A 26,188-nucleotide genomic window follows, 5' to 3' on the forward strand; every position below is an offset into this window, starting at 1 on the left:
CTTGCGGGGTGCTTCACGGAGGCGGGTCCAGGGGCCTCTGCCCGAGGACGTCCCCCCTGCCGCGCCGGTTCCTGCCGCCACGGTTCAATCGCCGCAACAGCGCATCCGCGTCGAGGTGTTCAGGGTCCCATGTCAGGCACTTCCCCAGGGCCTCGATCGCCTCATCCCGCTCCCCGCGCCGGTCGAGTTCCACGGCGTGCCGGTAGGTCCGTTCGGCGAGCAGGCCGCGCACGCGCACATTGGTCGGGTCGTGGTTGTACGCGCAGTTGAGCCACTGCTCGGCGGCGGCGAAGTGCTCGGGCGCCATGTCGGCCATCGCCGCCGCGCAGTGCACGTCGATCATCGCGTCAAGGACGTCGGCGCCGGTCGGCCGGGTCGCCGCGTCCTGCCAGGCGATGTGCGCGGCCTGCACGGCGTGGTCGTATCTGCCGAGCGACAACAGGTTCTTGGCGCGGTCGAGCTGGCGCCGCGACGCGAGGTCGAGGACCGGGACGGGGGCGTGGTCGGGCGCCGGGGACGGGATGGCCGCGGGGGCGGGCGGGGTGCGGTCGGGCGCGGGGCGGTGGGACACGGCACGGCCGGGCGGGGGCAGGGGGCGGTCCAGGGCGTCGAGCAGCTCCTGCGCCTCGGCGATGATCTCCCGCAGCAGCGTGGCCGCCTCTCCCGTCCTGCCCTGCCGGAGCAGCAGTCGCGCCCGCATCAGATCGGGTGACCCGCCGCCGTCGGGGGCGAGGCGCGGATCGGATGCGGGGCGCGGATCGGGTACGGGGCCCGCGTCGGGTACGGGGCCCGCGTCGCGGACGTCCCGCGGATCTCCGGCGCCCCCTCCTCGCCGTATGGTGCTTTCGCCTGCGCCGGTTTCCCGTACGCCGCTCTCCGGAGAGCCGTGCATCCGTACGCCGCTCTCCGGAGCACCGTGCACCCGCACGTCACCCTGGCCCCCTACGCCCCTTGCGTCCCCCGGCTCCCCTTCCGCCGCGCCCACCACCAGCGTCGCCGCGAGCGGCGGGGCGTCGGAGAGGGTGTCGTGGGCCGACGCGTCCGGCTCCAACGGGCCCTCCTCCAGGGCGGCGGGGCCGGACGAGGCCGCGCCGCCCGCAAGCCGCACCGCGTGCTTCAGCGCGCCGAGGGCCAGGAGCTCGGGCGGCCCCTGCACGCTCTGCCCGCCGAGCCCGGCCACCCGCGAACGCACCTGCTCCATCAGCGTGTTGCCGCCCACGAGCAGCAGCGTGTCGACGTTCGCCGGCGTCATCCCGGACTGGTCGAGCAGCGCCCGGGCCCGGTCCAGGGTGCGCCCCACGTGGCGCTCCAGATAGATGTCGAGGTCCGGCCGCGCGAACCGTACCCACAGGGCGGGCCCTGCGCCGGGCTCCAGGTCGAGGACCGCCGCCGCGGGGCCGTCCGGCGCGCCGAGCGCCTCCCGCGCCTCCTGCCCCCGCGCGCGGAGGTCCTGCCACACCGCCGCGTCGACCTCGGTGACGGACCCGGCGCCCCGGTGCCTGCGCAGCAGCCGTACCGCCGACGACAGCGTCTCCGCGTCGAACGCGCGCCCCCCCGATGTCGACCCGCCCTCGTAGCCGAGCGAGCGGAAGTGGCCGCGCACACTGCGGATGAGACCGAGCTCGAACCCCTCGTACCCCATGCCGTAGACCAGGCACGTGCCGCTGTCCCCGTCCGTCATGTGGCCGATCACCGCGGCCATGGAATCGCTGACGAGCCGGATGGGTTCGAGGCCCGCCTCGCGCGCCGCGTCCCGCAGCGCCGCCCGCTGCGCCGAGCCGAAGTGCGCGGGCACACTGATCACGGTCTGGGTCACGCGCCCCGGTGCCGCCGCCTCCACGCGCTCGCGCACCGACCGCAGCAGACGTGCCACGATCCGGTCCGCGTCGACCGGCCTCCCGCCGAGGTGGACAGGACGGCCGCTGCCCAGACGGCTCTTGAGACTGGGGAACGTCACCGGCAGCTCGCCCACCTCGGCCGCCTCGCACAGCAGCCACGGCCCGTCGCCCCACTCCGGGGCCAGGCGCCGTCCCGGCCGGCCCGTCGGCGCGTAGAGCGCGCGGATGCCCGTGGCGCCGAAGTCGATGCCGAGGCTGACGGGCGCCGCGCCCGTCGCGGGCCCGGCCGCCGGGCGCGTCCGCGTCATCCGCCCGCCGTCTCGTCGGCGAACCGCAGGATGCCCTCGTAGTCCGGCTTGTCGGGCAGGGTCGGCACGGCCCGTTCGGACTGGGCCACCGCCACCAGGTTGACGAGGTTGCGCGCCTGCTGGGCGGTCTGCACCCGGTTGCCCTGCCGGTGGGCCTGCTTGACGTACTCGACGGCTTCGTTGATCTGCCGGACCGTGTCCGGCGGCGCGCCCTCCGAGGCGAGCTCCGCCTGCCGGAACTGGCTCGCCAGGCCGCACTGCCGGTACATGTCGTCGAGCAGCAGCTCGGTCAGCCGCTTGTACTCGCCGCTGTCGCCCATCGCCGCCGCCCGCTGCGCCTGCTCGATGTCGCGGCGCACCTTCATCGCCTGCACCGGCTCGATGTAGGGCCCGTACCGTTTCAGGAAGTGGTCGGCCTCCCGCTCGGCGAAGCCCAGCTGCTCGCGCAGGACCGCGCTGTCCAGCTCCTCGACGGGCTCGGGCGGCGGGGTGCGCGGCTTCTCCCTGTTGGGCGTGGCCTCCAGCGTCATGTCCGTGCCGCGCACGCTGATCCGCACCGTGATGATGCGGTCCCGCGAGTAGTTGAAGGAGACGTCCACCTGGCGGTTGACCTCGATCTCCTGCGGCAGCTCGAACTCGACCACGCCCTGCTCGTGGTTCTCGCTCGCCACCTTGCTGTCGCCCTCGTAGACCGGCACCCGGATGCGGCGGCTGTCCGTCGCGTGGAAGGTGCGCTGGCGCGGCTCGGAGAGCGGATAGGGCGAACCCGCCTCGATGATCTCCACGAACACGTCGCGCTGGCCGCCCTTGATCGCGGCGATGCCCATCGCCATCGGCGTCGACTCGTACAGGCCCGTGTCGCCCTTGGAGCGCCCGTCGGCCAGGCTGCGGCCGCACGCCGTGCAGAGGTCCGATCCGTAGTCGTTGACCTTGGCGCACTCCGGGTCCGAGCACTCGACGCCGCGCAGCGTCTCGGCGAGCACGCCCGCGCCGAAGGCGACGCACTCCATGGGGTTGATGTTCCGGCGGACCTTGTCCGCGCCGAAGAAGGCCTCGACGGCCTCGTACACCGGCCGCGTGAGGGTGCCGCCGCCCACCAGGAGCACGTCGGAGATGTCGTCCGTGGAGAGTTCGTAGCGGGCCAGGGACTCCTGCACCAGGCTCATGGTCCGGGCCACCAGCGGAGCGATCATCGCCTGGAACTCGCCGCGCGTCAGCTTCATCTCGACATCGAGGACGCCGTTCTCGCTGCGGTACGCGGCCGGGATCACGATGTACGTCTCGGGCAGGTCGTTCAGCTCCCGCTTGGCACGCTCGGCCGCCTTCTTCGCCTGGAACAGGAACGCCTTGTCGCGGGCCGGATCGACGTGGTGCTCCTCGCGCATCCACGTGATGATCCGCTCCACGATCGCCAGGTCGAAGTCGTCGCCGCCCAGCCAGATGTCGCCGGCCGCCCGCAGCACCTGGAACTGGCGCCTGCCCCCCTTGTCCTTGACCGTGTTCAGGATCGAGATGTCGAAGGTGCCGCCGCCCAGGTCGTAGACGAGCACCCGGCTGCGCGCACCGCCCGGCTTGTGCAGGCCGAAGGCGACCGCGGCCGCCGTCGGCTCGTCGACGATCTTCTTCACCACCAGGCCGGCCTTCTCGGCGGCCTCGCGCGTGGCGGCGCGCTGCGCGTCCCTGAAGTAGGCGGGCACGGTGATCACGGCGTGCGTCACGGGCTCGCCGAGGACCCGCGAGGCGTCCCTGACCAGCTTGTCCAGGATCACGCTGGAGATCTCCGCGGGGGTCCGGGCGCGCCCGCCGAGCAGCACGTACGCGCGCGGGTCCTCGTCGGGGCCCGCCACGATGTCGTAGCTCATCCGGTCCCGCGCCGTGACCACCGGCGTATCGGCGAAGTCCCGGCCCATCAGGCGCTTCACGGAGACGATGGTCTCCTTGGGCTGCCTGATCGCCCAGTTCAGCGCGTCCTCGCCGACCAGCGGCTGGTCCTTGCCTTCGCGGTGCACGAGGCCGACGACGGACGGCGTGAGCCGCTCGCCCTTGCTGTTGGTCAGCACCGCGATGTCCGCGCGGTGCGGATCGTGGGCGGCGACCGCGCTGTTGGTGGTGCCCAGGTCGATGCCGATGGCCTTCATTCCCGATCCGTCCCTTGCTCCGTGCCGCCCTCGACGGCGACGACCACCCGGGCGGCGCGCAGCACTTGCCCCCGGTAGCGATATCCGCGCTGCACAATCTCAAGGACCTCGTCGCCGTCCGTTCCGGGCGGCGCGGCCCGCACCTCGGCGATGTGGTGCGTGGCCGGTTCGGCCCGCTCGCCGACGCGCCCGACGCGTTCGAGTCCTTCCTCCGTCAGGTCCCGCTCCAGCTGCCCGGCTATCAGCGCCAGGCTCGCTCGGTACGTCTCCACATCGCTCGCCGCGCCGTCGGCGAGGAGCCGGTCGAAGGAGTCGATGACGTCGGCACAGCGCAGCAACAGCCGTTCGGTGAGCGCCCGGTGGGCGGCGTCGCGGGCGGCCAGCGCGCGGGCGTGCTCGTACCGCTCGTAGGCGAGGCGGGCCGCCGGGTCAGACATCGAACCGGATCAGGTCGTCGAGGAGGCGCGCGAGGGCCTCCTCCGGGAGGGGGTCGCCCGGGGGGACCCGCCCGGTGCCTGCGGCCGCCAGCTCCCGGTCGATGTCCGCGGCGGCCAGGGGGAGTTCGGCCGGCAGATCCACGTCGTACAGGAGCAGGTCGACGAGCAGTCTGCGGCGCACGCCGCGCACCTCGTCCCACGCCTGCTGGGTGGCGGGCGTCATCAGGTGCCTGGCCAGCAGCTCGAAGGAGACGTCCTGCATGTCCCTATGGGTCGTCCAGGGGGTGACACCCGCCGGGGCGAGCACGTCGTAGGGGGACGGTCCGCCCCCGTCCGGGGAAGGGTCCTCGATCACGCGACGCTGCCTCCTTCTTCGTTCCCGAGTACCTGGTGCCGGGTTGCCTGGCTCTGGGCCGCCTCGCTGTGGGCCGCCTTGCTGTGAGCTGCCTGGCTGTGGGGCGCCTGGCTGTGGGCCGCCTGGTCCCCGCGTGGCCCGGCCCCGGGAGCTTCGCGGCTCTCGGGGGCGAGTTCGGCGAGCCAGCGCCGGGCCGCGCCGAGCAGGGCCCGTCTGATCCGGCTGTCGGTGGGCTCCGCGCGGGTGGCGCGGATCAGATGGTGCAGGGCCCACAGGATGTCGCCGCCGAGCAGGGCCCGCTCCGCCCTGCCGGTCAACTCGGCCGCCCAGGAAGGCAGATCGTCGTCGTCGGGCGGGGTCTCCTGGCCGTCGCTGCGGATCAGGTCGCCCATGCCCTCGACGCCGAGGTGCCGGGTGATCAGCTTCTCCATCTCGTCGAGGGCCTCGCCGAGCGTCTCGCGGTAGCGGTGCGTCAGCGCCTGCCCCAGGCCCACGTCGAGGAGGCCGAGTGCCTCGTGGAGCAGTCCCAGGCGCGCGGGCACCTCGTACGTCCGCTCGTCCAGGGTGAAGACCAGGGCGCGCGCGAGATTGTCGCGGGCGTGGCTGGACTCGGGGTTGAGGGCGAGCGCCCGGCGCAGGTCGGCCTCGGCGCCGGGCATGTCGGAGCGCATGCCGTGCTTGGTGCGGGTGTAACCGCGCCACACGCCGCGCATCGACAGCAACGCCGAGAGTTTCGCGTGCAGTTGGCTCAGGAGCTCGCGGTCGAGCGGATACAGCACGCCGATGGCCGACTCGACGAGCGCGACCGCCTCGTCCAGACAGCCGCCGAGCTGGACGCCTTCCTCGTCGGTGAGCGCCTCGACCCGGCCGAGCACGGTACGGACCACGGCCTTCTTGGAGCGGGCCTGCATCCCCGCGTTGCGGGAGACCTTCACCAGCTCGTCCCAGTGCGTCAGCGCCTCGTCGAGCCCGCCGTGGCCGCGCGTGAGGGCGGTCCTGGCGAGCGCGAGGCGGACGTGCACGGCGAGTTCGACGCCGTCCTGGAGGAGGCGCGCGTGGCGGCGCGGGAGGCGGACGTAGGCGGGGTTGCGCGCCAGGAAGTCCTGACAGCGCTCGCACGCCTCGGTGTGTTCCGCCTCCGATGCGGGCCCCGCGCAGTCGTCCGGCAGGGTGATCAGCGTGCGGAAGACCGGCAGCGAGCGCAGCGCGGCCCCGAACTTGCGCACCTCACAGAGCGCGAAGCTCTGCGCCAACTCCGAGAAGGCCCACCGCAGTTCGCGCACCGCGTACTCGCCGGGGTCCTTGCCCTGCTGGGCGGCCGCGTCGAGAGCGGCGACGAGCTCGGCGAGCGGCTCCTGGAGCCCGAGGAGGCGCAGATAGCGCGGCCCGCAGGCCAGCGTGGCACCCGCACCCGGCACGGACGGCAGACCGCCCACATCCCTGAGGACGCGCGCGCCGCCCAGCTCGGACTCCAGCAGGGCCGCCAATGCCTGGTAGGCGGCGGCCTGTTGGGGCCGCTCCTGCTCGGTGTGCCGCTGCTCGTAGGCCGACAGCTGCCCGAAGAGGTGCTGGCTGAGCTCCCAGCGCAGCGACGCCATGTCGTCGTGCGTCAGGTCGCGCCGGTAGGCGGTGGCACGCTCGGCGCGCCAGCCGTCCCAGTACTCGTCGTCGCTGAGCAGCGTCGCCCAGTACGCGAGCGCCGCCTCCCAGGCGTGCACCGCGTGCTCCCACGCCCCGCTCTGCTCCAGCTCCTGCGCCTGCCACAGCCGGGCGGCGGCGAGCCCGTGCACCACGGCCATGTCGCCGGGCGCCTCCTTCAGCCGCCGCTCCCACTCGGCGGCGGCCGCCTCGCGCCCCCGGGCCAGGAGCAGCAGCAGCGGGGCGTCCCGCGGCGAGCGCTCGCACAGGGCGTCCAGGAGGCCGGGCCCCTCGTCCGGCGAGAGCCGGGCGAGGGCGGCGCGCAGAGTGTCGGGGGAGTGCCAGCGGTAGAGCAGCGCGTCGAGCTGGAGACGCCGTCCGGGCAGCCGCAGCCGTTCCAGGGCGACGCGCTCGTGCCACGACATGGTGCCGCGCTCCAGAAGGGTGTACGAGGCGTTCTTCACCACGTCCATGGAGGCGCCGGGGTCGACGCCCGCGTCCCGGAGGGCGAGATAGGGGAACGCCTGGTCCCGTACGGCGAAGGGGTCGGCGACCAGGGGAGCGCCGGTCAGCCCGTCCGCCCAGGGGAGCAGCCCGATGAGCCGCCGGAGCCTGCGGCACCGCACGTCGGCCCGGTCCAGTGCGCCGCCCGCCCTCTCGTACGCGGCGACGGCGGCGCTCCACCACCCGGACGACTCCAGCAACCGCCCCTCGGCGTAGTCCAGATGGGCGTCCGCGTCCCGGTACCCAGGACACTGCCGGAAGGCGTCCGCGGCCCGCTGCCACTCCTGGTGGGCGTCGGCGAGGCGGCCGCGGGCGTAGGCGGCGACGGCGGGCGCGTCGCGGTGCGGCCCCAGGGCGTCGGCCTCGGCGGCCGACGCGGCCCAGTCCGCCTCGGCCTCGGCGGCCCGCACGCGCGCGTACCGCCCCCGCACGGCGGCGTCCGCGCCGCACCCGTCCTCCGACTCCAGCGCCGCGTAGGCCTCGGCGACCCGCTGCCACGCCTCGGCGTCCCCGGCCGCCTCCTCGCCGAGACGCGCCCGCACGTAGCGCTCCCGGACCCCGGCATCGGCCCAGTCGCGGTCCATCTGCCGGTACACGCCCAGCGCTTGCGCCCACCGCCCGGCCAGCTCGTGGGTACGGGCGAGGGCGTATCGGTAGAGGTGGAGGGGTTCGTGGTCGGGGGGTGGGGTGCCGGGCGCGTCCGGGGGTGGGGTGCCGGGTGCCGGTCCGGGCGGGGCGTGGGGCGGCTGCGCGGGCGGTTGCGGGGCGCCGTCGGGGAAGGCGCGCCCATGGATCTCGCAGGCCGCCGCCCAGTCACCGTTCTCCTCCGCCCGACGGCCCTCGGCCTTGCGGCGGAGGGCGGCCACCGCACCCTCGCGGGCCTCGTCCGGTACGCCGGTGAGGAGGCTGAGGACCGCCGCCCAGTCGCCCCGCAGATCGGCGGCCACGCGTGCGCGTGCGTACAGGCGCCGGACGCCCACCTCGCCGTCCGCGTACGTGTCGGGCAGCCGGCCGAACCCGTCGATGACGCCGTTCCACTGCCCGCGCGCGTCGGCGGCCCGCCCGCGCGAGTACAGCACCCGGTCGGGGACGTCGGACAACTCGGACGGCAGCCCCACGAACAACGCGAGCGCCTCGTCCCACAGCTCCCGCGTCTGGCACAGCCGCCCACGCGCGTACGCACAGAGGTCGCGCGCGTCGGCGGGTACGCGGTCCGGGAGGCCGCCCGGCGAACTCGCGGGCCCGGCGGGTCGACGGGTGCCGTTCGGTGTGTCCGCTCCGCCGACGCCCTCGGCCTGCTGCTCGCCCCCGGCCCGGGGGCCGTCCTCCTCGTGGGCCACGGCCGCAGGCCCGGCACCGTCCGGCTCGCCGTCCCCGCTCGCCTCCGCGCACTCCCCGAACGCCTCCGCCGCCGCGCCCCAGTCACTCGCCACCGCCGCCAGCCGGCCCTCCACGTACCGCCGCAGGGCCCGCGCGGCGCGGTATTCGTCGGGAAGCGGGGTCAGATGGGAGAGGGCAGTCGGCCAGCGGCCGGCTTCCATTGCGGTCAGTGCCGCCTCGTACACGCGGCGGCGCAGGTCACCGAGGTGCGGTTCGGTGTCCCAGTCCCGCGCGGCCGCCGCCGACAGGTCCGTCAGCGCCTCCGCGAAGCGGCCCGCGTCCGCCGCGCCACGGCCCCGTACGTACAAAAGGCGCACCGCGCTGTCCAGGAAGCCGTCGGCCGCCGCATACCCCTCCGCCGCCGCGCTCCACAGTCCCGCCATGTCAGCCGCTCGCCCCGCCGAGTAGCCGCTCCAGGGGCGGCAGTCGGGACCCGCCTGCGCGAAGGCGTCGCGCGCCGCGGCCCAGTCCCCTGCCTCCGCGGCCGCCCGGCCCCGCGCGTACGCCGCCCGTGACCCCGCGTCGTCGAGCTCCGCGCACGCGGCGTACGCGGACTCCGCGGCCTGCCAGTCCTCGCTCGTCTCGGCGGTCCGCCCGGCCACGTAGGAGAGCCACGCCGTGGCCGTCCCATGGCCCGGGCGCAGTGCCAGGACGGCGGTGTACGCGTGAGCCGCCGCGTCCCATTCGCCCGCCTGCCGCGCCCGCTCCGCGGCCTCGCAGGTCAGAGCCACATGCAGCTCGTCACGCGCCGCCGCGAGCCGTTCGGTGACGTCCCGCAGCCCGTCGGGCCGGGCCGCGAGGGCCTCTTCGTAGCGGTCGATCGCCGTGGTCCAGTCGGCCGTCGCCTCCGCGGCACGCGCCTGCCCGACGAGCGCGGCGAGCCGCCCCAGCTCGTCCACCTCCGCCTCGAGCGCGCCGGGCACCGCGCCCGCAAGCCGCTCCCGCACCACGGCGAGCTGTGCCTCTGCGCCCACCGCGTCGCGCTCCGCGGCGAGCAGACCGCACAGTTTCTCCAGCTCGGGCCAGGCCTGTTCGAAGGCCGCCTCGGCCCGCATCCGCCGCTGCTCGTCGGCGTAGCTCTGGGTCGGCGCACTGAGGATCCGCTGTACCTGCTCCCAGTGCCCCAGGTCGCGCTGGAAGCGGGCCGCGCCGATCAGCACGGCCGAGCCGACGTGCCCGACGGGGCTGTGGAAGGTCCGCAGCGCGTCCGCGCCTTCACGCAACGGATCCGCCACCGCACCGGCGCCGAAGTCGTCGTCCCGCACCTCGCGCGCCTTGAACAGCCAACCCTGCCGGCACTCCTCGTGCAGGAACAACGCGGGGGTCGCCCACTCCACGGCCGTGTGCTCCGGCTGGTGGTAGATGCGCAGCCGCGCCGCGGCCACGGCCTCGTCGACGGTCTTGTTGGCCGCGATGCCCTTCAGCAGCTCGGGGCCGAACGTGCCCGCCGCCACATCGCTGACCCGCCCCCGCATCGCCACCACGGCGGGCACTCCGCCACCGATCAGGGCCTGCGCGAGCCCGGAGAAGGGCTCATGGTGTGAACTGTCGGCTCCGGAACAGAGGTTGAGCGCTACGAGGCGCAGTCGCCGCGCGTTCAGCAGGGTCGCGCTGAGCAGGTCCGCGGGCACCCGGTCGGTGCCGCCGCTCTCCGTCTCCAGGGCCACCACGCCCTTGCCGAGCTCCTCGTCGTACGCTCCGTGCGCGATCAACAGCACGGCCGTGGGCAGTTCGGGGTGCGCGCCGAGCGCCGCGTCGAGGCTCGCGCGCGTCGTCCGCTCCAACACCGTGAGCTGTACGGCCACTTCGGGAAGCTCCTGGCGGAGCGCGGCCACTTCCTCGGCTGCCCGCAGCGCGGCGAGCCCCCGGGGTGACGCGCAGGCCACCAGGAGGCGGATCACGCTGGGCTCGTCCGCGGGTTCGGGAAGCCGCTGCCCCAAGGGGCCGCCCGGCAGTGAACGGACCAGTGAGTAACCGTGGTTGAGGGCGAGGGTCTGCTGCGGGCTGCCGGGCGGCGCGCACAGCGACTCCAGGGGGAGGTCGCGCAGCTCGGGCGGCAGGTCGAAGCGGATGCGCAGCCCGCGCGACGGACGCATCCGCTGAGCGCGGTCGAAGGCGGATTCGACGCATGCGCCGACGTGGGTGTCGACGCGCATACCGGCGTATGCGCCTGCCTGGGCGCCTACGCGGGCTCCGGCCCCGTCCCCGCCGCACGACGCCTCGGCACCCCCTTCCGCCACCGGCCCCCCATCACCGAAGAGCAGCCGGAACACGCCACGCCCCAGCGCCCGCAACTGGGGCACCGCGTGCTGCTCGCCCATCGGTCCGTGCCCGAGCTCCGCCGTGATGAGCCGGTCCCACTGCTCGCGGAACGCCGCCGGCTCCCCGCCGACCGCGATCACCTCGGCCGCGCACGCCGGGCCGTTGGCGGTCAGCAGATAACGGGTCGCGCCGACGTGGCGGACCCGGATGCGCAGTTCCTCGTAGGTGAGCACGGCCGTCACTGCTCGCTCTCGTCGGACTGCCACATCACGTGGTCGAGGTCGGCGACCGCGGCTTCCCGCTGTTCCTCCAGGTCGGGGTCGTCCGGGAAGTGCGCGAGTGCGGCGGTGAGTTGGTCGATCGCCTCGCGCAGGGTCGCCCGCGCGCCCGACAGGCTGCCCGAGCTCCAGCGCGCGGCCGCGAGGCCGCGCAACACGATGCCGAGGCTGACCTGGGTCCGCAGCAGGTGGGGATTGAAGGCGACGGAGCGGCGCAGATCGGCGGCGGGCTGGTCGAGCGGCGTCTCCTTGTCGTTGGCCACGGAGATCCCGCGGTCGGCGAGTACCCGGGCCAACTGCCCTTCGAGACGCCCCCGTTCATTGGCCCCGATCACGGAGCGCGTCGCGTCGAGCGTGGCGACCGCGAGACTCAGCCGCCCCTCGCGGTGCGCCGCACGCGCCGCGCCGAGCGCCATGTCGACGATGGCGGCCTGCGTCTCGCGGTACCGGTCGAGCTCCCTGCTGTGCACCAGCGCGCGGCGCCAGTACGCGCCGGCTGCCCTGTAGTCGGGCCGCACGGCGGTCATTTCGTTGCGCCCCATGCTGAGCCGCGCCTCCAGGGCCAGGCCGCGGGCATCGAGGGCGAGCCTGCGGTGCTTGTCGGGGAGCCCGGCGTAACCGGGGTTCAGCTCGTCGAAGCGCGCGCATCCCGGCTCGCAGACGGCCCCCGTGCCGGGGCCGCCGCGCGCCCGGCAGTCGGAGCAGCGCAGCTCGCTGAGGGCGGCGAGGGCGTCGGCGGCCTTGTCCTGCCCCAACAGGATCTGGGCAAAGCCGAGTTCGGAGAAGGCGTACGTGAGGGAGGGGTACGAGGACGCCGCGTCCTGCACGGCGGCGAAGGCGCCGAACTCCGCGGTCCTGCCGAGCTCGGCGACGCGCAGCGGCCCGCATACCAGCGGGGCCCCGCCGCCCCCGGCGGACGGAAAGCCGCCGACCGCCGCGAGCAGTTTCGCGGCGTCGGCCTCGCGCTGGAGCAGGGGCCCCGGCGCGACGCGCGTCCCGGCGTCGTCGTCGCCGGGCATACGGCGTTCGAGAACCTCGCGCAGTCCGGCGCGCAGGGCGGGTGCGAGGGCCGGCTCCACGGCGACGTCGTACCGCCGGGCGGCGGAGCCGAGCACGCGCCCCCAGAAGCGGGCGTCGTGCAGCAGGGCGGCCCAGGCGGCAACGCATCGCTCCCACCCTGAACCGCGCTGCTCCGCGGGGGAGTTGAGCAGCGCGAGGGCGAGGGTGTGGGTGACCCGGTGATCGGAGGGGTCGTGCCGCACGGCGTCCCCGAGCAACGAAACGGCAACCGCGCGCCGCCCGCTGCGCAGCAGGGCGACGGCGTAGAGGGGGGCGAAGGCCCAGGCTTGCGGGTGGTCTTTCCGGGGGACTTCGACCGGTGGTGCCGTGTTGGCTCCTGGGGAGGGGCGGTCTGCTTTCCGGGTGACTCCGACCGGTGGCGCCGTGCTGGCTCCGGAGGAGGGGACGGCTGCCTTCCGGGTGACTTCGACCGGTGGCGCGTTGTCGGCTCCGGGGGAGGGTCGGGCTGCCCGGGTGGCGTCGTACGGCTGCTGGGGGCCAGGTTGCGGTGCGGTGTAGTTGTCCTGTGCGGGGGCGTCCTCGCGTGTGGCGTCACCGCCGTCCCCGCCTTCGATCCCCTGCCCGCCTTCGACCCCCCGAGCCGCTTCGATCAGCTCCCCTGCCCGCTGCCACCCCTCGGCGGCCCGCTGCCCTGGCTGCCGGTCGTCGGCTGGTTCGGCCGAGGCCGACAGGGCGGAGACGGCCGCTCTGCGGAGCCGTAGCGCCACCTCGCGCGCGGGGCGGCCCGACAGAGCCGCCAGTACCCAGTGAGCCTCGTCGTCCAGCGGGCCGATCAGGGCTGCGGCACGCAAGTCGCTCAGCGCGGCCTCCCGGTCGCCCGCGCGGGCGCGCACGTACGAGCGCTGCACGAGGCTGCGGCTGTGCGGGACGGCGCAGGCGAGGGACGCGCTCAGGTGCTGCTCGGCCGCCGCGAGGTCCCCGCGGTGCGCGGCCGCGCAGCCCAGCCAGTGCAACGGCCCCGACGCGCCGGGGCGCAGGGCGCGCGCCTGCTCGAACTCGGCCACGGCCCCGTCCATCTCCCCACGGGCGAGCCGGACACGCCCCGAGCCGGTCAGCGCCCGCGCACTGACGCGCGCGGCACCTTCCGCCCGCGGACCACCGAGTCCGCCGCTTCCCGCCCTGGCGGCACCTTCAAGAAGGGCGCCCTCCGCAGCGAGGCCCCCTGCGGGGTCACCTCCTGCACCCGGGCCACCGCTTCCCGCCCTGGCGGCGCCTTCCAGGGGGCCGACCTCAGCAGCCAGACGCCCCGTGACGTCACCCCCCACCATCGCCAGCGCAGCGCAAAAGTGCCGCTCCGCCACCGACGCCGCGCCCCGCGCCAACGCCGACTCCCCGTCGGCGCACGCCTGTTCGGCGCGGGCCAGGTCCGTACTCGCGGTCTGCGCAGTCACAGTCAGCCCCCGATCCGCGGCGGCCGGCCCGCCGCGTCCTTGGCCGGCGGGTCAGCCGGCGGCCTCGTCCAGGACGGAACGCCAGCGTCCCCGGGCGCGGTCATAGTGCAGCGGCCCCTTCGTGAACCCGGTCAAGTCCAGCGCGGCGAGCAGCGCGTACGCCTCGGCGGGCAGGTCGGGCTCCAGGACGACGTCGAGCCCGGTGGCCGCGTCCTGCAGCACGATCGGCCGCGCCGCCCGGACGGCGTCGTCCAGGGCGCCAGGGGCGGGGGACGCCGGACGCGCTGTCCGCCGTACGACCCCCTTGAACGTGTCGTACGCGTCCTTGACCGCCTCCGCCCCGAGCCCGCTCAGGAACGCCTGCAGGGGCAGCGACGCGAGGACGATCCACGGGATGTCGGCCGCCCCGCGGTGGTCGACGGTGCGGCGGACCCGGACCGGTGGGGCGCCGAGCCCGTCGAACGCGGCGACCAGCTCCCGGCGCAGGTCGTCGGGGACCTCTCGGTCCAGGAGCAGCTCCGCTCGCAGCGGCGCATCGGTCATGGAGGCGTTTCCTTCCGGGGGCGTGGACGGCAGCCTAGGGGCGTGAGTCGTGCGTACGCGGGGAAACCGGTGATTCCGTGGGGCGGGATCCGGGGCGCGCGTCCGGACCGGTGCCGGGCGGGCCGACCCGGGGCGCCGCTCCTTTCCCCGTGCGCCCCCGCACGCGCCCCGACGCCTCCCCACACGCCTCCGATTCACGCGATGGTGCGAGCATGTGCGCCGCCGAGGATGGCGGTTGACGGTCCCGGGTAGGGCCGGGCACATGACGCAACCGTTCGAACTGCCGCACTTCTACATGCCGTACACCGCGCGCCTCAACCCGCACCTGGACGAGGCGCGGGCGCACTCCACGCGGTGGGCGCGCGACATGGGCATGCTGGAAGGTTCCGGCATCTGGGAGCAGCGCGATCTCGACGCGCACGACTACGGCCTGCTGTGCGCGTACACCCACCCCGACTGCGACGGCCCGGCGCTGTCCCTGATCACCGACTGGTACGTGTGGGTCTTCTTCTTCGACGACCACTTCCTGGACAAGTACAAACGCACCCACGACCGGGCGGCGGGCAAGACGCACCTCGACCGCCTTCCGCTCTTCATGCCGATGGACCTCTCGACCCCCGTGCCCGAGGCGCTGAACCCCGTCGAGGCGGGCCTCGCCGACCTGTGGGCGCGTACGGTGCCCGCGATGTCCGAGGGCTGGCGCCGCCGGTTCGCGGAGTCGACCGAGCATCTGCTCAACGAATCGATGTGGGAGCTGTCCAACATCGACGCGGGACGGATCGCCAACCCCGTCGAGTACATCGAGATGCGGCGCAAGGTGGGCGGCGCCCCCTGGTCGGCGGGCCTCATCGAGTACGCGACCGCCGAAGTGGCCGCGTCCGTCGCCGGTTCCAGGCCGCTGCGCGTCCTCATGGAGTCGTTCGCGGACGGCGTCCACCTGCGCAACGACCTCTTCTCGTACCAGCGCGAGGTCCAGGACGAGGGCGAGCTCAGCAATGGCGTGCTGGTCCTGGAGACGTTCTTCGACTGCACGACCCAGGAGGCCGCCGACACCGTCAACGACATCCTGACGTCACGGCTGCACCAGTTCGAGCACACGGCGGCCACCGAAGTGCCCGCCCTGGCCCTGGAGAAAGGTCTCACCCCGCCGGAGGTCGCGGCGATCGCCGCGTACGCGCGGGGCCTTCAGGACTGGCAGTCGGGCGGCCACGAGTGGCACCTGCGCTCCAGCCGGTACATGAACGAGGGCGCGCTCGACGCCTCGCCGCTCGCCGGGCCCACCGGCCTCGGGACGTCGGGGACCGGCGTGGGGGCCCTGCTGTCGGCGGTCGGGGCGGAGCGGCTGCGGGCCTTCACGCATGTGCCGTTCCAGAAGGTGGGGCCCTCGCGGATCCCCGAGCTCTACATGCCGTTTCCGCTGCGGCTCAATCCTGGCCTGGACGCCGCGCGGCAGCAGCTCACCGGCTGGGCCCACGCCACGGGAATGCTGTCGGAGGGCGTCTGGGACGAGGACAAGCTCGACGCGAACGACCTTCCGCTGTGCTCCGCGGGCCTCGATCCGGACGGTACCCAGGAGGCCCTGGACCTCAGCTCACAGTGGCTGGCCTGGGGCACCTACGGAGACGACTACTACCCCCTGGTCTTCGGCCACCGCCGCGACCTCGCCGCGGCGAGGCTCTGCACGGAGCGCCTCACCGCGTGCATGCCCCTGGGAGGCGAGCCGGTCCAGACGCCCGCGAACGCCATGGAGCGCGGCCTCGTCGACCTCTGGGCGCGCACCACCCGCGACATGACCGACGAGCAGCGGCGGACGTTGCGCCACGCCGTGGTGGTCATGATGGAGAGCTGGGTGTGGGAAGTCTTCAACCAGCTGCACAACCGTGTCCCCGACCCCGTCGACTACCTGGAGATGCGCCGGGCCACCTTCGGCTCCGACCTCACCATGAGCCTGTGCCGGATGGGCCACGGCCCCTCCGTGCCGCCGGAGATCTACCGCAGCGGCCCCGTCCGCTCCCTGGAGAACGCGGCCAGCGACTACGCCATGCTCGTGAACGACATCTTCTCGTACCAGAAGGAGATCGAGTACGAGGGCGAGATCCACAACGGCATCCTGGTGGTGCAGACGTTCTTCGGCTGCGATTATCCGGCCGCCCTGCGTGTCGTCCACGACCTGACGACGCAGCGCATGCGCCAGTTCGAGCACGTCGTCGCGGCCGAATTCCCCGTCCTGTACGAGGACTTCGCCCTGTCGCAGGAGGCGCGCGCGGCGATGGACGGCTATGTGGCCGATCTGCGGAACTGGATGGCGGGCATCGTGCACTGGCACCGTGAATGCCACCGTTACGGCGCCGACGACCTGGCGCGGCGGACCCACGGCTTCGTGCCCGACCTGAGGCCGAGGGTGCCCTCGATCGCCGGTCCGCACTGACCGCGCCCGGCATACCGGCCACTGACCGCGCCCGGCATACCGGAGGGCCTCCTTCGGGTGGTTTCATCCGGAATGCAGGGTTCGCGGAACTTCGCTGGGGCGCCAGGAGTCCTTTGAAGTGAAGGCGGCTTCTGACCGGCCGCGACACGGGGGAAGGACACGGGGGTGTTCGATCATGACCGACATCATTGAGCGCATCGCGGAACAGCTGGTGGACGATGCCGGAGCGGAGGGGGCGGCGGGGAGCCCGCGCTCGGCGGGTGAACTGGCGCCGTTCGTCGCGCCGTTGACCGTCCCGCCGGTGCTCAGGCCCGACTCCGGGGACGTGCGCGAGGAGATGGAGATAGCGCTGCGGCCGACCTGGGTCCGGCTGCACCCGCAACTGCCGCCGACCCTGATGTGGGGGTATGACGGCTCCGTGCCGGGCCCCACCGTCGAGGTGCGGCGCGGGCAGCGGATCCGCATCGCCTGGACCAACCGCATTCCGGAGGGCGAGTTCCCCGTCACGGCCGTCGAGGTCCCGCTCGGCGACCCGCGGACCGACCCGCCGCCCAGCACCCTGCCCGGCCGGGCGGGCGTCGAGCCGGACAAGGACGTGGCGGCGCTCCCCGCCTGGACCGTGACCCATCTGCACGGCGCACAGACGGGCGGCGGCAACGACGGCTGGGCGGACAACGCCGTGGGGTACGGCGACGCCCAGCTCTCCGAGTACCCGAACGACCACCAGGCGGTCCAGTGGTGGTACCACGACCACGCCATGAACATCACCCGGTGGAACGTGATGGCGGGCCTGTACGGCACCTACCTGGTCCGTGACGACGAGGAGGACGCCCTCCAACTTCCCTGCGGGGAAAGGGAGATCCCGCTGCTCCTCGCCGACCGGAACCTCGACACGGACGAGGGCGACGGCCGGCTGAACGGCCGCCTGCTGCACAAGGTCACCGTCATCGACCCGAAGAACCCCGAGACGGGCAAGCCGGTCTCGCTGCCCTTCACGGGCCCGTACACCACGGTCAACGGCCGCATCTGGCCGTACGCCGACGTGGACGCGGCCTGGTACCGCTTCCGCCTGGTCAACGCGTCGAACGCCCGCGTCTACGACCTGGTCCTGGTCGACGGGGACAACAACCCCGTGCGGGGCGTCCTCCACCAGATCGGCAGTGACGGCGGGCTCCTGCCGCGCCCCGTGCCGGTCGACTTCGAAGGGCCGCTGGCGACACTCACCGTCGCGCCGGCCGAGCGCATGGACCTGCTCGTCGACTTCAGGGGGCTGGCCGGTCAGCGCCTTCGCCTGGTCAACAAGGGCCGAGCCCAGGCGCCCGGCGTGCCCGACATCGCGAACGACGTGCGCTATCCGCAGGTCATGGAGTTCCGGGTGGGGGAGTGCGCCGAGCCGGACACCTTCGAACTGCCGGAGGTCCTCTCGGGCTCGTTCCGCCCGATCACGCACGACATCGAGCACGGCCACCGCCTGATCGTGCTGACCCCGCCCGCCACCAAGGGCGGCGGCGGGCACCCGGAGATCTGGGAGATGGCCGAGGTCGAGAAGCCGGGCGACATCCAGGTCCCGACCGAGGGGATCATCCAACTGCGCGGCGAGGACGGCAAGGTGAAGACCTACCGCCGGATCGCCCGCACGTTCAACGACGGCCTCGGCATCACCATCGCCGAGGGCGGCTACGAGCAGTGGAGCTTCCTGAACCTCGCCGTGAATCCGCCGGTGCTGCACCCCATGCACATCCACCTGGCGGACTTCCAGCTGCTCGGCCGGGACACGTATGACGTCTCGGGCTTCGACGTCACCATCGGCGGCACCCGCGCACCGGTCGCCCCCGACCCGCGACGGCCGGTCCCGCTGGCCCCGAACGAGCGCGGCTGGAAGGACGTCTTCCGGGTGCCCGGCGGTCAACTGCTGCGCGTCATGGGCAAGTTCGACGGGGCGTACGGCCGCTTCATGTACCACTGCCACCTCCTGGAGCACGAGGACATGGGCATGATGCGACCCTTCGTCGTGATGCCGAAGGAGGCCCTGAAGTTCGACCACGGCGCGGGGCACGGGGGCCACGGGGGCCACGGGGGCCACGCAGCCTAGGCGGCCGCCCCGGCGTGCCGCACGGCGGCTCGGGCCAGCGCTCGCACCATGGGGTGCGGCTGCGAGCCGTCGCCGGACAGCTCGGGCTGGAAGAGGGAGGCCAGGAAGAAGGGGTGACCGGGGAGCTCGGCCAGCCGGACCTGGCCCGCCTCGTCCGTGCCCGTGAAGCGGAGCCCGTGCGCGCGCAGTGTGTCGAGGTGGGCGCTCGGGCCGTAGGAGCAGTGGTAGCGCTCGACGCTCCGGGTGGCGCCGAGCACCGACTCCGCGAGCGAGCCGGGAGTGATCGTCACCGCGCCCTCGTGGCCGACGAGGGAGCAGGCGAGCGGCGCGATGAGCAGGTCGTCGGCGTCGGGGTCGTTCTCGGCGTGCGCGACGCCGGTCAGGCCGCAGACGTTGCGCGCGTACTCCAGGAGCGTGTGCTGGAAGCCGCCGCAGGTGCCGAGGAAGGGCACGCCGTCCTCGCGAGCCGTGCGGATCGCGGCCAGCGCTCCCGCCTCGCTGCGGTAGGGGCTGCCCGGCAGCACCCACACGGCGTCGAAGCCGCGCACCGCGTCCGGCTCCGCGGCATCCGCGGTGGGGATCCAGTACGCGTCGAGGACGAGGCGGTCCTGCGTGGCGAGGGCTTCGAGGAGAAGAGGGATGCGGGTGTGGGCGACGACGTTCGGTGAACGGTCGCCGATCAACGCGACGCGGGCCGTGGGGGAGTGCTGGACGGCGGGGGAGGTGCGGGCGGCGGGGGAGTTCTGTGCTGGATCGAAGGTCATGCCGTTCATCCTGAGCGCGCCCCTTCGTTCACGTCCAACGATGAATTCTGCACCCGCCATAAGTGATTCTGATGGGCTGGGTGATCCTTGAGGAATGGACCCGCACCTCCTGCGTACGTACGTGACAGTGGCCCGGCTCGCCTCGTTCTCCGAGGCCGCCCGCGAGCTCGGCTACACCCAGTCCGCCGTCTCCCAGCACATCGCCGCCCTGGAACAGGACCTCGGTGCCGCCTTGCTGACCCGCCGCCCCGTGGCCCCCACGCCCGCGGGCGCGCGCCTCCTGGAGCACGCGGGCGCCCTGCTGCTGCGCCTCGACGCGGCCCGTGCCGAGGTCGTCCGCATGGCGGCCGCCCCCGAGCAGGGCCTGACACTCGCGGCCATGCCGACCGCGCTGTCCCGGCGTACGGTCGAGGCGCTGCCTCCCGCGGGCGTCACCCTGTCCGTGCTGCCCCGCGAGGAGATACCCGCGGCCGTCGCGACCGGCGCCGCCGACCTCGGCCTCGTCGACGGGCTCGCCGCCCCGAGCGACCCCCTGCGCCTGCCCGACGTCGCACCGCTGACCGCACGCGGCGTCGCCGAGGAGCCCGTTGCCGTACTGCTCCCCGGGGGGCATCCGCTGGCCCGCCGCGCGGGCCTGCGCCTCGGCGACCTCGTCGACGCCCGCTGGCTGGACGCCCCCGGCGCCGGCCTTCCGCTGGCCCAACTCCGCGCGGCGAACGGCACATCGGGCTTCCGGCCCGCGCTGCGCTACGACGGCACGGATCTGCGCACCCTCGCCGCGCTGGTCGCCGCGGGCCACGGTCTCGCCCTGCTGCCGCGCGCGGTGGCCGACGAGGCGCGGGGGACCGTCGCCGTGCCGCTGACGGCGCCCCGCGTCGCCCACCGCACCGAACTGCTCCACGCGGGCGCCCTGCGCGGGCCCGCGGCGGCACTGGCCGCACAGCTGGATGTCACCCGTTCGTGAGGCGTCGCCGCCGGGTCACTCCGGGTAGAGCTGTGGCCGGAGGCGAGCCATGGATCAGACCACGTTGCGTCCCAAGCCGATGCCGGGCCAGTACCCCGGCCAGAACCCGGGCCCGGCCCCCGGAAAGCACCCCGGAAAGCACCCCGGGAAGGGCCACCGGCCGCATGCCGCCCGGCGCCGAGGCAGGCGCCTTGTGCCCCTGCTCGCCGGGCTGCTGTTCGCGGTGGCCCTGGTGCTCTGCGGCGTCGGGCTCGGCACGGTGAGCGCCACCGTCATCGGCATGAGCAAGCTGGCGGACATGCAGAAGGCGGCGCAGGGACCCAGGGGCGCCCCTGCCGCCGGACCCGGCGCTCCCACCTCCGGACCCGGCGCCCCCGGCGCCCCCGCGCTCGGCCCCGTCCCCCTCCCTGCCCCCACCCCCGCTCCCGCCCTCGCACCGAAACCGGAGGCGCGTCCGCCCGCGGCCCTGCCCGGGACCGCCACCCTCGGCATCGAGGCCGTCGACGCCCCGAGGGGCGCGGGCGCGCTGCTGGTCGGCGTGCACATCCCCGGCCCCGGGTACACCGCCGGACTGGTGCGCGGGGACACCCTGCTCGTGTTCGGCAAGGCGCGCATCGACTCGGCGGCCGAGCTCGCCTCGGTGGTCGGCGCGGCACGCCCCGGCAGACCGGTGACGCTGACGGTGCGTCACGGGCAAGGTGGCCGACAGGTCCTGTCGGTGCGGCCGGGGGTCGTGACATGACGCCGCGTGGATAACGGGCTCGCGGTCGTCCGTGGCGGCGGGCAAGATGCAGGCGTAGCCAACAGGAGGTCTTCATGAGCACAGCGCCCGCACCTTTCACCGCCGACGACTACAAGGCCCGAATGGAGCGCGCCGCGGCCACGGCCGCCGAAGCGGGCCTGGCGGGCGTCCTCGTCGCCCCGGGGCCCGACCTCGTGTGGCTCACCGGCTACCGGCCGACCGCGGTGACCGAGCGCCTGACCGTCCTGGTGCTCGCGGCCGGGCAGGACCCCGTCCTGGTGGTGCCCACCCTGGAGGCGCCGGACGCCGCGCACGCGGCGGGGGCGCCCGCGCTCACCCTGCGGGACTGGACCGACGGCAAGGACCCGTACGCCGTCACCGCCCCGCTCCTCGACGGTTCCGGCCGCTTCGCCGTGAGCGACAACTCCTGGGCGATGCACCTGCTCGGCTTCCAGAAGGCGCTGCCCGGCACGTCGTACGTGTCCCTGACCGAGGGGCTCCCGATGCTCCGCGCGGTCAAGGACGCCGCCGAGCTGGAGCGCCTCGCGGCGGCGGGCGCGGCGGCCGACGCGACGTACGAGGAGATCAAGAAGGTCCCCTTCGCGGGCCGCACGGAGACGGACGTCGCCGCCGATCTCGCGGACCTGCTGCGGCAGTTCGGGCACTCCCAGGTCGACTTCACGGTCGTCGGCTCGGGCCCCAACGGCGCCAACCCGCACCACGAGGCCGGCGACCGCGTCATCGACCACGGCGACATGGTGGTCCTCGACTTCGGCGGCCTGCTGCACGGCTACGGCTCGGACACCTCCCGCACCGTGCATGTCGGCGAGCCGACCGCCGAGGAGCAGCGGGTCCACGACGTGGTGCGCGAGGCGCAGGCGGCGGGCTGCGCGGCGGTGCGCCCCGGCGTCGCCTGCCAGGACGTCGACCGCGCGGCCCGCGACGTGATCACCGAGTTCGGCTACGGCGAGTACTTCATCCATCGCACCGGCCACGGCATCGGCGTCACCACCCACGAACCGCCGTACATGATCGAGGGCGAGGAGCAGCCGCTGGTGCCGGGCATGTGCTTCTCAGTGGAGCCCGGCATCTACCTGCCGGGCCGCTTCGGAGTGCGCATCGAGGACATCGTGACGGTCACCGAGGAGGGCGGCAGGCGGCTGAACGCCACCGCCCGCGAGATGGCGATCGTCGCCTGACCCCGCCCCCACCCGGCCCCTACGCCGTGGCCAGGATCACGCACGACTCCGCGGGCAGGCGCACCACGCCGTCCGGGCCGGGCGCGGCGACCGGCTCCCACGCGGCGAGCACGCGCGCGTGGCGGCCGTCCAGCGGTACGACGACGGGCTCCTCGCCGAGGTTCACCGCGATCCGCAGGTCCCCGCGGCGGAACGCGAACCAGCGGGCCCCTTCGTCGTAGACCACCCGCACCGCGGCCAGATCGGGGTCGGTCAGGTCGCCGCGGGTGCGCCGCAGTTCGATCAGTTCGCGGTACCAGGCGAGGAGCCGCGCGTGGTGTCCGTCGGAGGGTTCGGACCAGTCGAGGCAGGAGCGGTCACGGGTGCCGTGGTCCTGCGGGTCGGGGATGTCCTCCTCGGCCCACCCGTGCGCCGCGAACTCCCGCCGCCTGCCCCGCCGTACGGCCTCCGCGAGCTCGGGGTCGGTGTGGTCCGTGAAGAACTGCCAGGGCGTGGCGGCGCCCCACTCCTCGCCCATGAACAGCATCGGCGTGAAGGGGCTCATGAGGGTGAGCGCGGCCGCGCAGGCGAGCAGGCCGGGGGAGAGGGCGGCCGAGAGGCGGTCCCCCTGCGCTCGGTTGCCGACCTGGTCGTGGGTCTGGCTGTAGCCCAGGAAGCGGTACCCGGGCGTCCGCGCGCGGTCCACCGGGCGGCCGTGGGCGCGCCCGCGAAAGGTCGAGTACGTCCCGTCGTGGAAGAACCCGCGGGTCAGCGTCTTGGCGAGCGCGGCCAGCGGGGCCCGTGCGAAGTCCTCGTAATAGCCCTGGGACTCGCCGGTGAGCGCGGTGTGCAGCGCGTGATGGAAGTCGTCGTTCCACTGCGCGTGCAGGCCGAGTCCGCCGCTCGCGCGCGGGGTGACCGTCCGCGGGTCGCCGAGGTCGGACTCGGCGATCAGGGACAGCGGCCTGCCGAGCTCGTCGGCCAAGGAGTCGACGGATGTGGAGAGTTCCTCCAGGAAGTGCAGCGCGCGCGTGTCCCGCAGCGCGTGCACCGCGTCGAGCCGCAGGCCGTCGATGCGGTAGTCGCGCAGCCAGGCTCGCGCGCTGCCGATCAGGTACGCGCGGACCTCGTCCGAGCCGGGCGCGTCCAGGTTGACCGCCGCGCCCCAGGGCGTCTGGTGCGTCTCGGTGAAGTAGGGGCCGAAGGCGGGCAGGTGGTTGCCCGAGGGGCCGAGGTGGTTGTGGACGACGTCCAGGACGACGCCGAGCCCGTGCGCGTGGGCCGCGTCGACAAATCGCTTCAACGCCTCGGGCCCGCCGTACGGTTCGTGCACCGCCCACAGCGAGACCCCCTCGTACCCCCAGCCGTGCCGGCCGGGGAAGGGGCACAGCGGCATCAGCTCCACATGCGTGACACCGAGCCGGGCGAGGTGCCCGAGCCGGCCCGCCGCCGCGTCAAGGGTGCCCTCGCGCGTGTACGTCCCCACGTGCAGCTCGTACAGGACCGCGTCCCGCACGCCGCGCCCCGCCCAGGGCGTCCGCCACACGTACCGGTCGTGGTCGACGACCGCGCTGAGCCCGTCGGGGCCGTCCGGCTGGCGCCGCGAGCGCGGGTCGGGCAGGACCGGCCCCCCGTCCACCGAGAAGCCGTACCGCGCCCCGTCCTCGGCCGCCGCCTCGCCCGACCACCACCCCGCGCGGTCCGCGTCGCGCTCCAGCGCGCTGGTGCTGCCCGCGCACTCCAGTTCGACCCGCTCGGCCTCCGGCGCCCACACTTCGAACCTCACCGACGGTTCCCCTTCGTCCGCTGTCCGCTGTCCGTCACACCGTGCGTTCATGGTGTGTCCCATGGTGCGTCAGAAACCTCCCGTCCGTGGGGGCAAGCGGCTGATCGGCCGCCTTTCCCGGCGTTCTGGACACCCGGGGCGCGGGTGCCCGACAATTCCCTGGTGACATCGTCTTTCGAGTTCTCCACGTACCCCGCGCGGGTGACGGACGCCGAGCGCGACCGGGCGCTGGACGCACTCAGGGAGGGCGCGGCCGTCGGCAGGCTGTCCCACGACACCTTCCTGCGGCGCATGGAGCTCGTGCTGTCCGCCCGCAGGCCCGACGAACTGGCCGTGCTCACCGCCGATCTGCGGACCGAGGGACGCTGGACGCGCAGGGTGCTCGGCGGCGTCGGCGCGATCTCCGGGTTCACGATGAAGCTGCGCAGGGCCTGGCAGGCGGAGCGGCTGCCGAAGCTGCTGCTGCCCTCGCCCGACAGCCTCCACCCGCTGCGGATAGGCCGCGACCCCGCCAACGGCCTGCGGCTCAGCCACGACACGGTCTCCCGGGTGCACGCCGAACTGCGGCGCCAGGGCGGCATGTGGGTCCTTCGCGACCTCGGCTCCACCAACGGAACCTCCGTCAACGGCCGCAGGGTGACCGGCGCCGCCCTCGTCCAGGACGGCGACCTGGTGAGCTTCGGCAGGATGGCCTTCCGCCTCGCCACGAGCTGACGCACTCGCCACGAGCTGACGCACGCCGCCGCCGACCGGCTCCGGGCCCCTGCCCTCACCCGTGCGTGCGATCCCGGTCGAGCTCCGCGCGCGCGTGCCAGGCGGCCGCCATCGTCGTGCGGGACTGGTGCTCGACCTGGTCCTCCAGCGGCACCCACCGGGCCCTGAACCGTTCGGCGAACGCCTCGCTCCACAGCGTCACGAGCCGCTCCAGGCGCGGCGCCGCCCGGTCGCCCGCCTCGTCGAGCACCCGGAGCAGCATCGCGGCCGCCCGCAGCGGCAGCCGCCTGCCGAAGGCGTCCACGCTCCCGATGTACGCCATGGAGGTGCCCGCGGGCGGCAGCCGCCGCCAGTCGTCGGCGAGCCCGGGCACCAGGGCCAGCGCCCAGCGCGCCGCGCGCAGCATCGGCCCTTCCGCGCCGGGCAGCCGCGGCAGCGCCTCGCCGAGGATCTCCTCGACGAGCCGCGCGTCCCGCCGCAGCCGCCGCGCGAGCGCCCGCATCGCCCGCACCGGTGCCGGATGCGCCGCCGGGTCGCCGACCAGGTCGCTCGCCCACATCGGCACCTCGACGATCGCGGTGCGCCCGCCGTAGTGGTGGGTGCGGTGCCAGGTGGTGAGCCGGGCGTCCTCGGGCAGGCTCGGGTACGCCGCTGTCGCGCCGGGGCCGGGCAGCACGTGGACGCCGGGCCCCGAGACCCACCAGCCCGCGGCGTCCGACGCCCCCATCTCGACCGGAATGTGCAACTCCGCCGCCGACTTGGCGAACGGCTCCGCGAGGCCGGGGATGTCCTTCGTGAGCTGCACCCAACTGCCGCCCAGGTCGGTGCCGTGCAGGGACACCTGCAAGTAGGGGCGCAGTTCGTCGATGACGGCGGTCAGGGCGCGCGTCTCCGGCGGCAGCCGGTCGGGCGGCAGCACGGAGGGCGACCACTCGGGCTGCTCGGGTCCCGCGGGGCGGAAGAAGTTCCGGTGGTAGTCCAGGAGCGAGCGGGGCGCGGGTGTGCGGTGCAGGCTCGCGCCGTCCGGGTCCGCGCAGAGCAGGAAGTGCCAGGACGTGTCGGCGCGCAGGCGGGGGTCGCGCAGGGTCCGCTCGGCGAGGTGCAGGAGCGTCGAACCGCCGGTCGGCTCGTTGGCGTGCGCGCCCGCGACGACGAGGACCGCGCGGGCGGAGCTCCCGACGGAGAGCAGGTGCAGCGGCCGCCCCTCGCGCGAGGTGCCGACCTCGCGCAGAACGCTCAGTTCGGTGCGGTGGGCAGCCAACTGACGTGCGGAAACGACGAGTTCATGAACACTGGGATAGTGGTGCACCGCCAGTCGGCCCCCCGTCCGGCCCCTCACTGAGGCAATCGCAGTACCCCATGCCCCGG

At 74.2% G+C, this 26,188-nt stretch carries 16 protein-coding genes; 6 read left to right on the forward strand and 10 right to left on the reverse strand.

All coding sequences use genetic code 11. The annotated features are described in order from the left end of the window. Positions 1-13 precede the first annotated feature (13 nt). From ACFVYL_RS08390 to ACFVYL_RS08420, 7 genes are all read right to left on the reverse strand, one after another. Positions 14-2,146, reverse strand: coding sequence for an Hsp70 family protein (locus ACFVYL_RS08390; RefSeq protein WP_389713789.1), 2,133 nt, complete (start codon positions 2,144-2,146; stop codon positions 14-16). Further along, complete coding sequence (locus ACFVYL_RS08395) at positions 2,143-4,284, reverse strand: Hsp70 family protein (protein ID WP_389713791.1); 2,142 nt, start codon at positions 4,282-4,284, stop codon at positions 2,143-2,145. Before ACFVYL_RS08395 ends, ACFVYL_RS08390 begins: the two co-directional genes overlap by 4 nt. After that, positions 4,281-4,721 carry a nucleotide exchange factor GrpE gene (locus tag ACFVYL_RS08400; protein WP_389713792.1) on the reverse strand — a complete coding sequence of 147 codons (441 nt, stop codon included), beginning with the start codon at positions 4,719-4,721 and terminating at the stop codon, positions 4,281-4,283. The genes ACFVYL_RS08395 and ACFVYL_RS08400 overlap by 4 nt, the downstream gene beginning before the upstream one ends. Continuing rightward, positions 4,714-5,076, reverse strand: coding sequence for a hypothetical protein (locus tag ACFVYL_RS08405; protein ID WP_389713793.1), 363 nt, complete (start codon positions 5,074-5,076; stop codon positions 4,714-4,716). The genes ACFVYL_RS08400 and ACFVYL_RS08405 overlap by 8 nt, the downstream gene beginning before the upstream one ends. Further along, positions 5,073-11,102 (reverse strand): CHAT domain-containing protein, encoded by a 6,030-nt coding sequence (locus ACFVYL_RS08410; protein WP_389713795.1) that lies wholly within the window; start codon positions 11,100-11,102, stop codon positions 5,073-5,075. The genes ACFVYL_RS08405 and ACFVYL_RS08410 overlap by 4 nt, the downstream gene beginning before the upstream one ends. Further along, positions 11,099-13,222, reverse strand: coding sequence for a hypothetical protein (locus ACFVYL_RS08415; protein WP_389713796.1), 2,124 nt, complete (start codon positions 13,220-13,222; stop codon positions 11,099-11,101). Before ACFVYL_RS08415 ends, ACFVYL_RS08410 begins: the two co-directional genes overlap by 4 nt. A 438-nt stretch (positions 13,223-13,660) precedes the next feature. Continuing rightward, positions 13,661-14,152, reverse strand: coding sequence for a hypothetical protein (locus ACFVYL_RS08420; RefSeq protein WP_389713798.1), 492 nt, complete (start codon positions 14,150-14,152; stop codon positions 13,661-13,663). Positions 14,153-14,414: 262 nt separating this feature from the next. Here ACFVYL_RS08420 and cyc2 point away from each other — a divergent pair, with 262 nt between their 5' ends. Together cyc2 and phsA are read left to right on the forward strand one after the other, a co-directional pair. Further along, on the forward strand, positions 14,415-16,580 hold the full coding sequence (gene cyc2 / locus ACFVYL_RS08425; RefSeq protein WP_389713800.1) for a germacradienol/geosmin synthase Cyc2: 2,166 nt from the start codon (positions 14,415-14,417) through the stop codon (positions 16,578-16,580). A 175-nt stretch (positions 16,581-16,755) separates the two neighbouring features. Next, a complete protein-coding gene (gene phsA / locus ACFVYL_RS08430; protein ID WP_389713801.1) occupies positions 16,756-18,672 on the forward strand; it encodes an O-aminophenol oxidase PhsA in 1,917 nt (638 codons plus the stop codon). Here phsA and ACFVYL_RS08435 read toward each other — a convergent pair. Then, positions 18,669-19,436 carry a hypothetical protein gene (locus ACFVYL_RS08435; protein WP_389713802.1) on the reverse strand — a complete coding sequence of 256 codons (768 nt, stop codon included), beginning with the start codon at positions 19,434-19,436 and terminating at the stop codon, positions 18,669-18,671. The two genes, phsA and ACFVYL_RS08435, sit on opposite strands and share 4 nt — an antisense overlap. A gap of 94 nt (positions 19,437-19,530) precedes the next feature. On the opposite strand from ACFVYL_RS08435, the gene ACFVYL_RS08440 reads away from it, so the two are divergent. The 3 genes from ACFVYL_RS08440 to ACFVYL_RS08450 all read left to right on the forward strand — a co-directional run bounded on the left by ACFVYL_RS08440 (position 19,531) and on the right by ACFVYL_RS08450 (position 22,341). After that, positions 19,531-20,400, forward strand: a complete 870-nt coding sequence (locus tag ACFVYL_RS08440; RefSeq protein WP_389713804.1) for a LysR family transcriptional regulator — start codon at positions 19,531-19,533, stop codon at positions 20,398-20,400. Between the two features lie 49 nt (positions 20,401-20,449). Next, positions 20,450-21,142 (forward strand): PDZ domain-containing protein, encoded by a 693-nt coding sequence (locus ACFVYL_RS08445; protein WP_389713805.1) that lies wholly within the window; start codon positions 20,450-20,452, stop codon positions 21,140-21,142. Between the two features lie 74 nt (positions 21,143-21,216). Then, positions 21,217-22,341: a M24 family metallopeptidase gene (locus ACFVYL_RS08450; RefSeq protein ID WP_389713807.1), complete on the forward strand. Its 1,125-nt coding sequence runs from the start codon at positions 21,217-21,219 to the stop codon at positions 22,339-22,341. A gap of 19 nt (positions 22,342-22,360) precedes the next feature. Here the strand turns inward: ACFVYL_RS08450 and treZ are convergent, their stop codons facing one another. Continuing rightward, positions 22,361-24,106 (reverse strand): malto-oligosyltrehalose trehalohydrolase, encoded by a 1,746-nt coding sequence (gene treZ / locus ACFVYL_RS08455; protein ID WP_389713808.1) that lies wholly within the window; start codon positions 24,104-24,106, stop codon positions 22,361-22,363. Positions 24,107-24,268: 162 nt separating this feature from the next. On the opposite strand from treZ, the gene ACFVYL_RS08460 reads away from it, so the two are divergent. Beyond that, positions 24,269-24,820 (forward strand): FHA domain-containing protein, encoded by a 552-nt coding sequence (locus tag ACFVYL_RS08460; protein ID WP_389713810.1) that lies wholly within the window; start codon positions 24,269-24,271, stop codon positions 24,818-24,820. 55 nt (positions 24,821-24,875) lie between these two features. Here the strand turns inward: ACFVYL_RS08460 and ACFVYL_RS08465 are convergent, their stop codons facing one another. After that, complete coding sequence (locus tag ACFVYL_RS08465; RefSeq protein WP_389713811.1) at positions 24,876-26,081, reverse strand: M14 family zinc carboxypeptidase; 1,206 nt, start codon at positions 26,079-26,081, stop codon at positions 24,876-24,878. Positions 26,082-26,188 lie beyond the last annotated feature (107 nt).

Origin of the sequence: Streptomyces sp. NPDC058308 (assembly GCF_042880275.1) — a bacterium.
GTDB lineage: Bacteria > Actinomycetota > Actinomycetes > Streptomycetales > Streptomycetaceae > Streptomyces.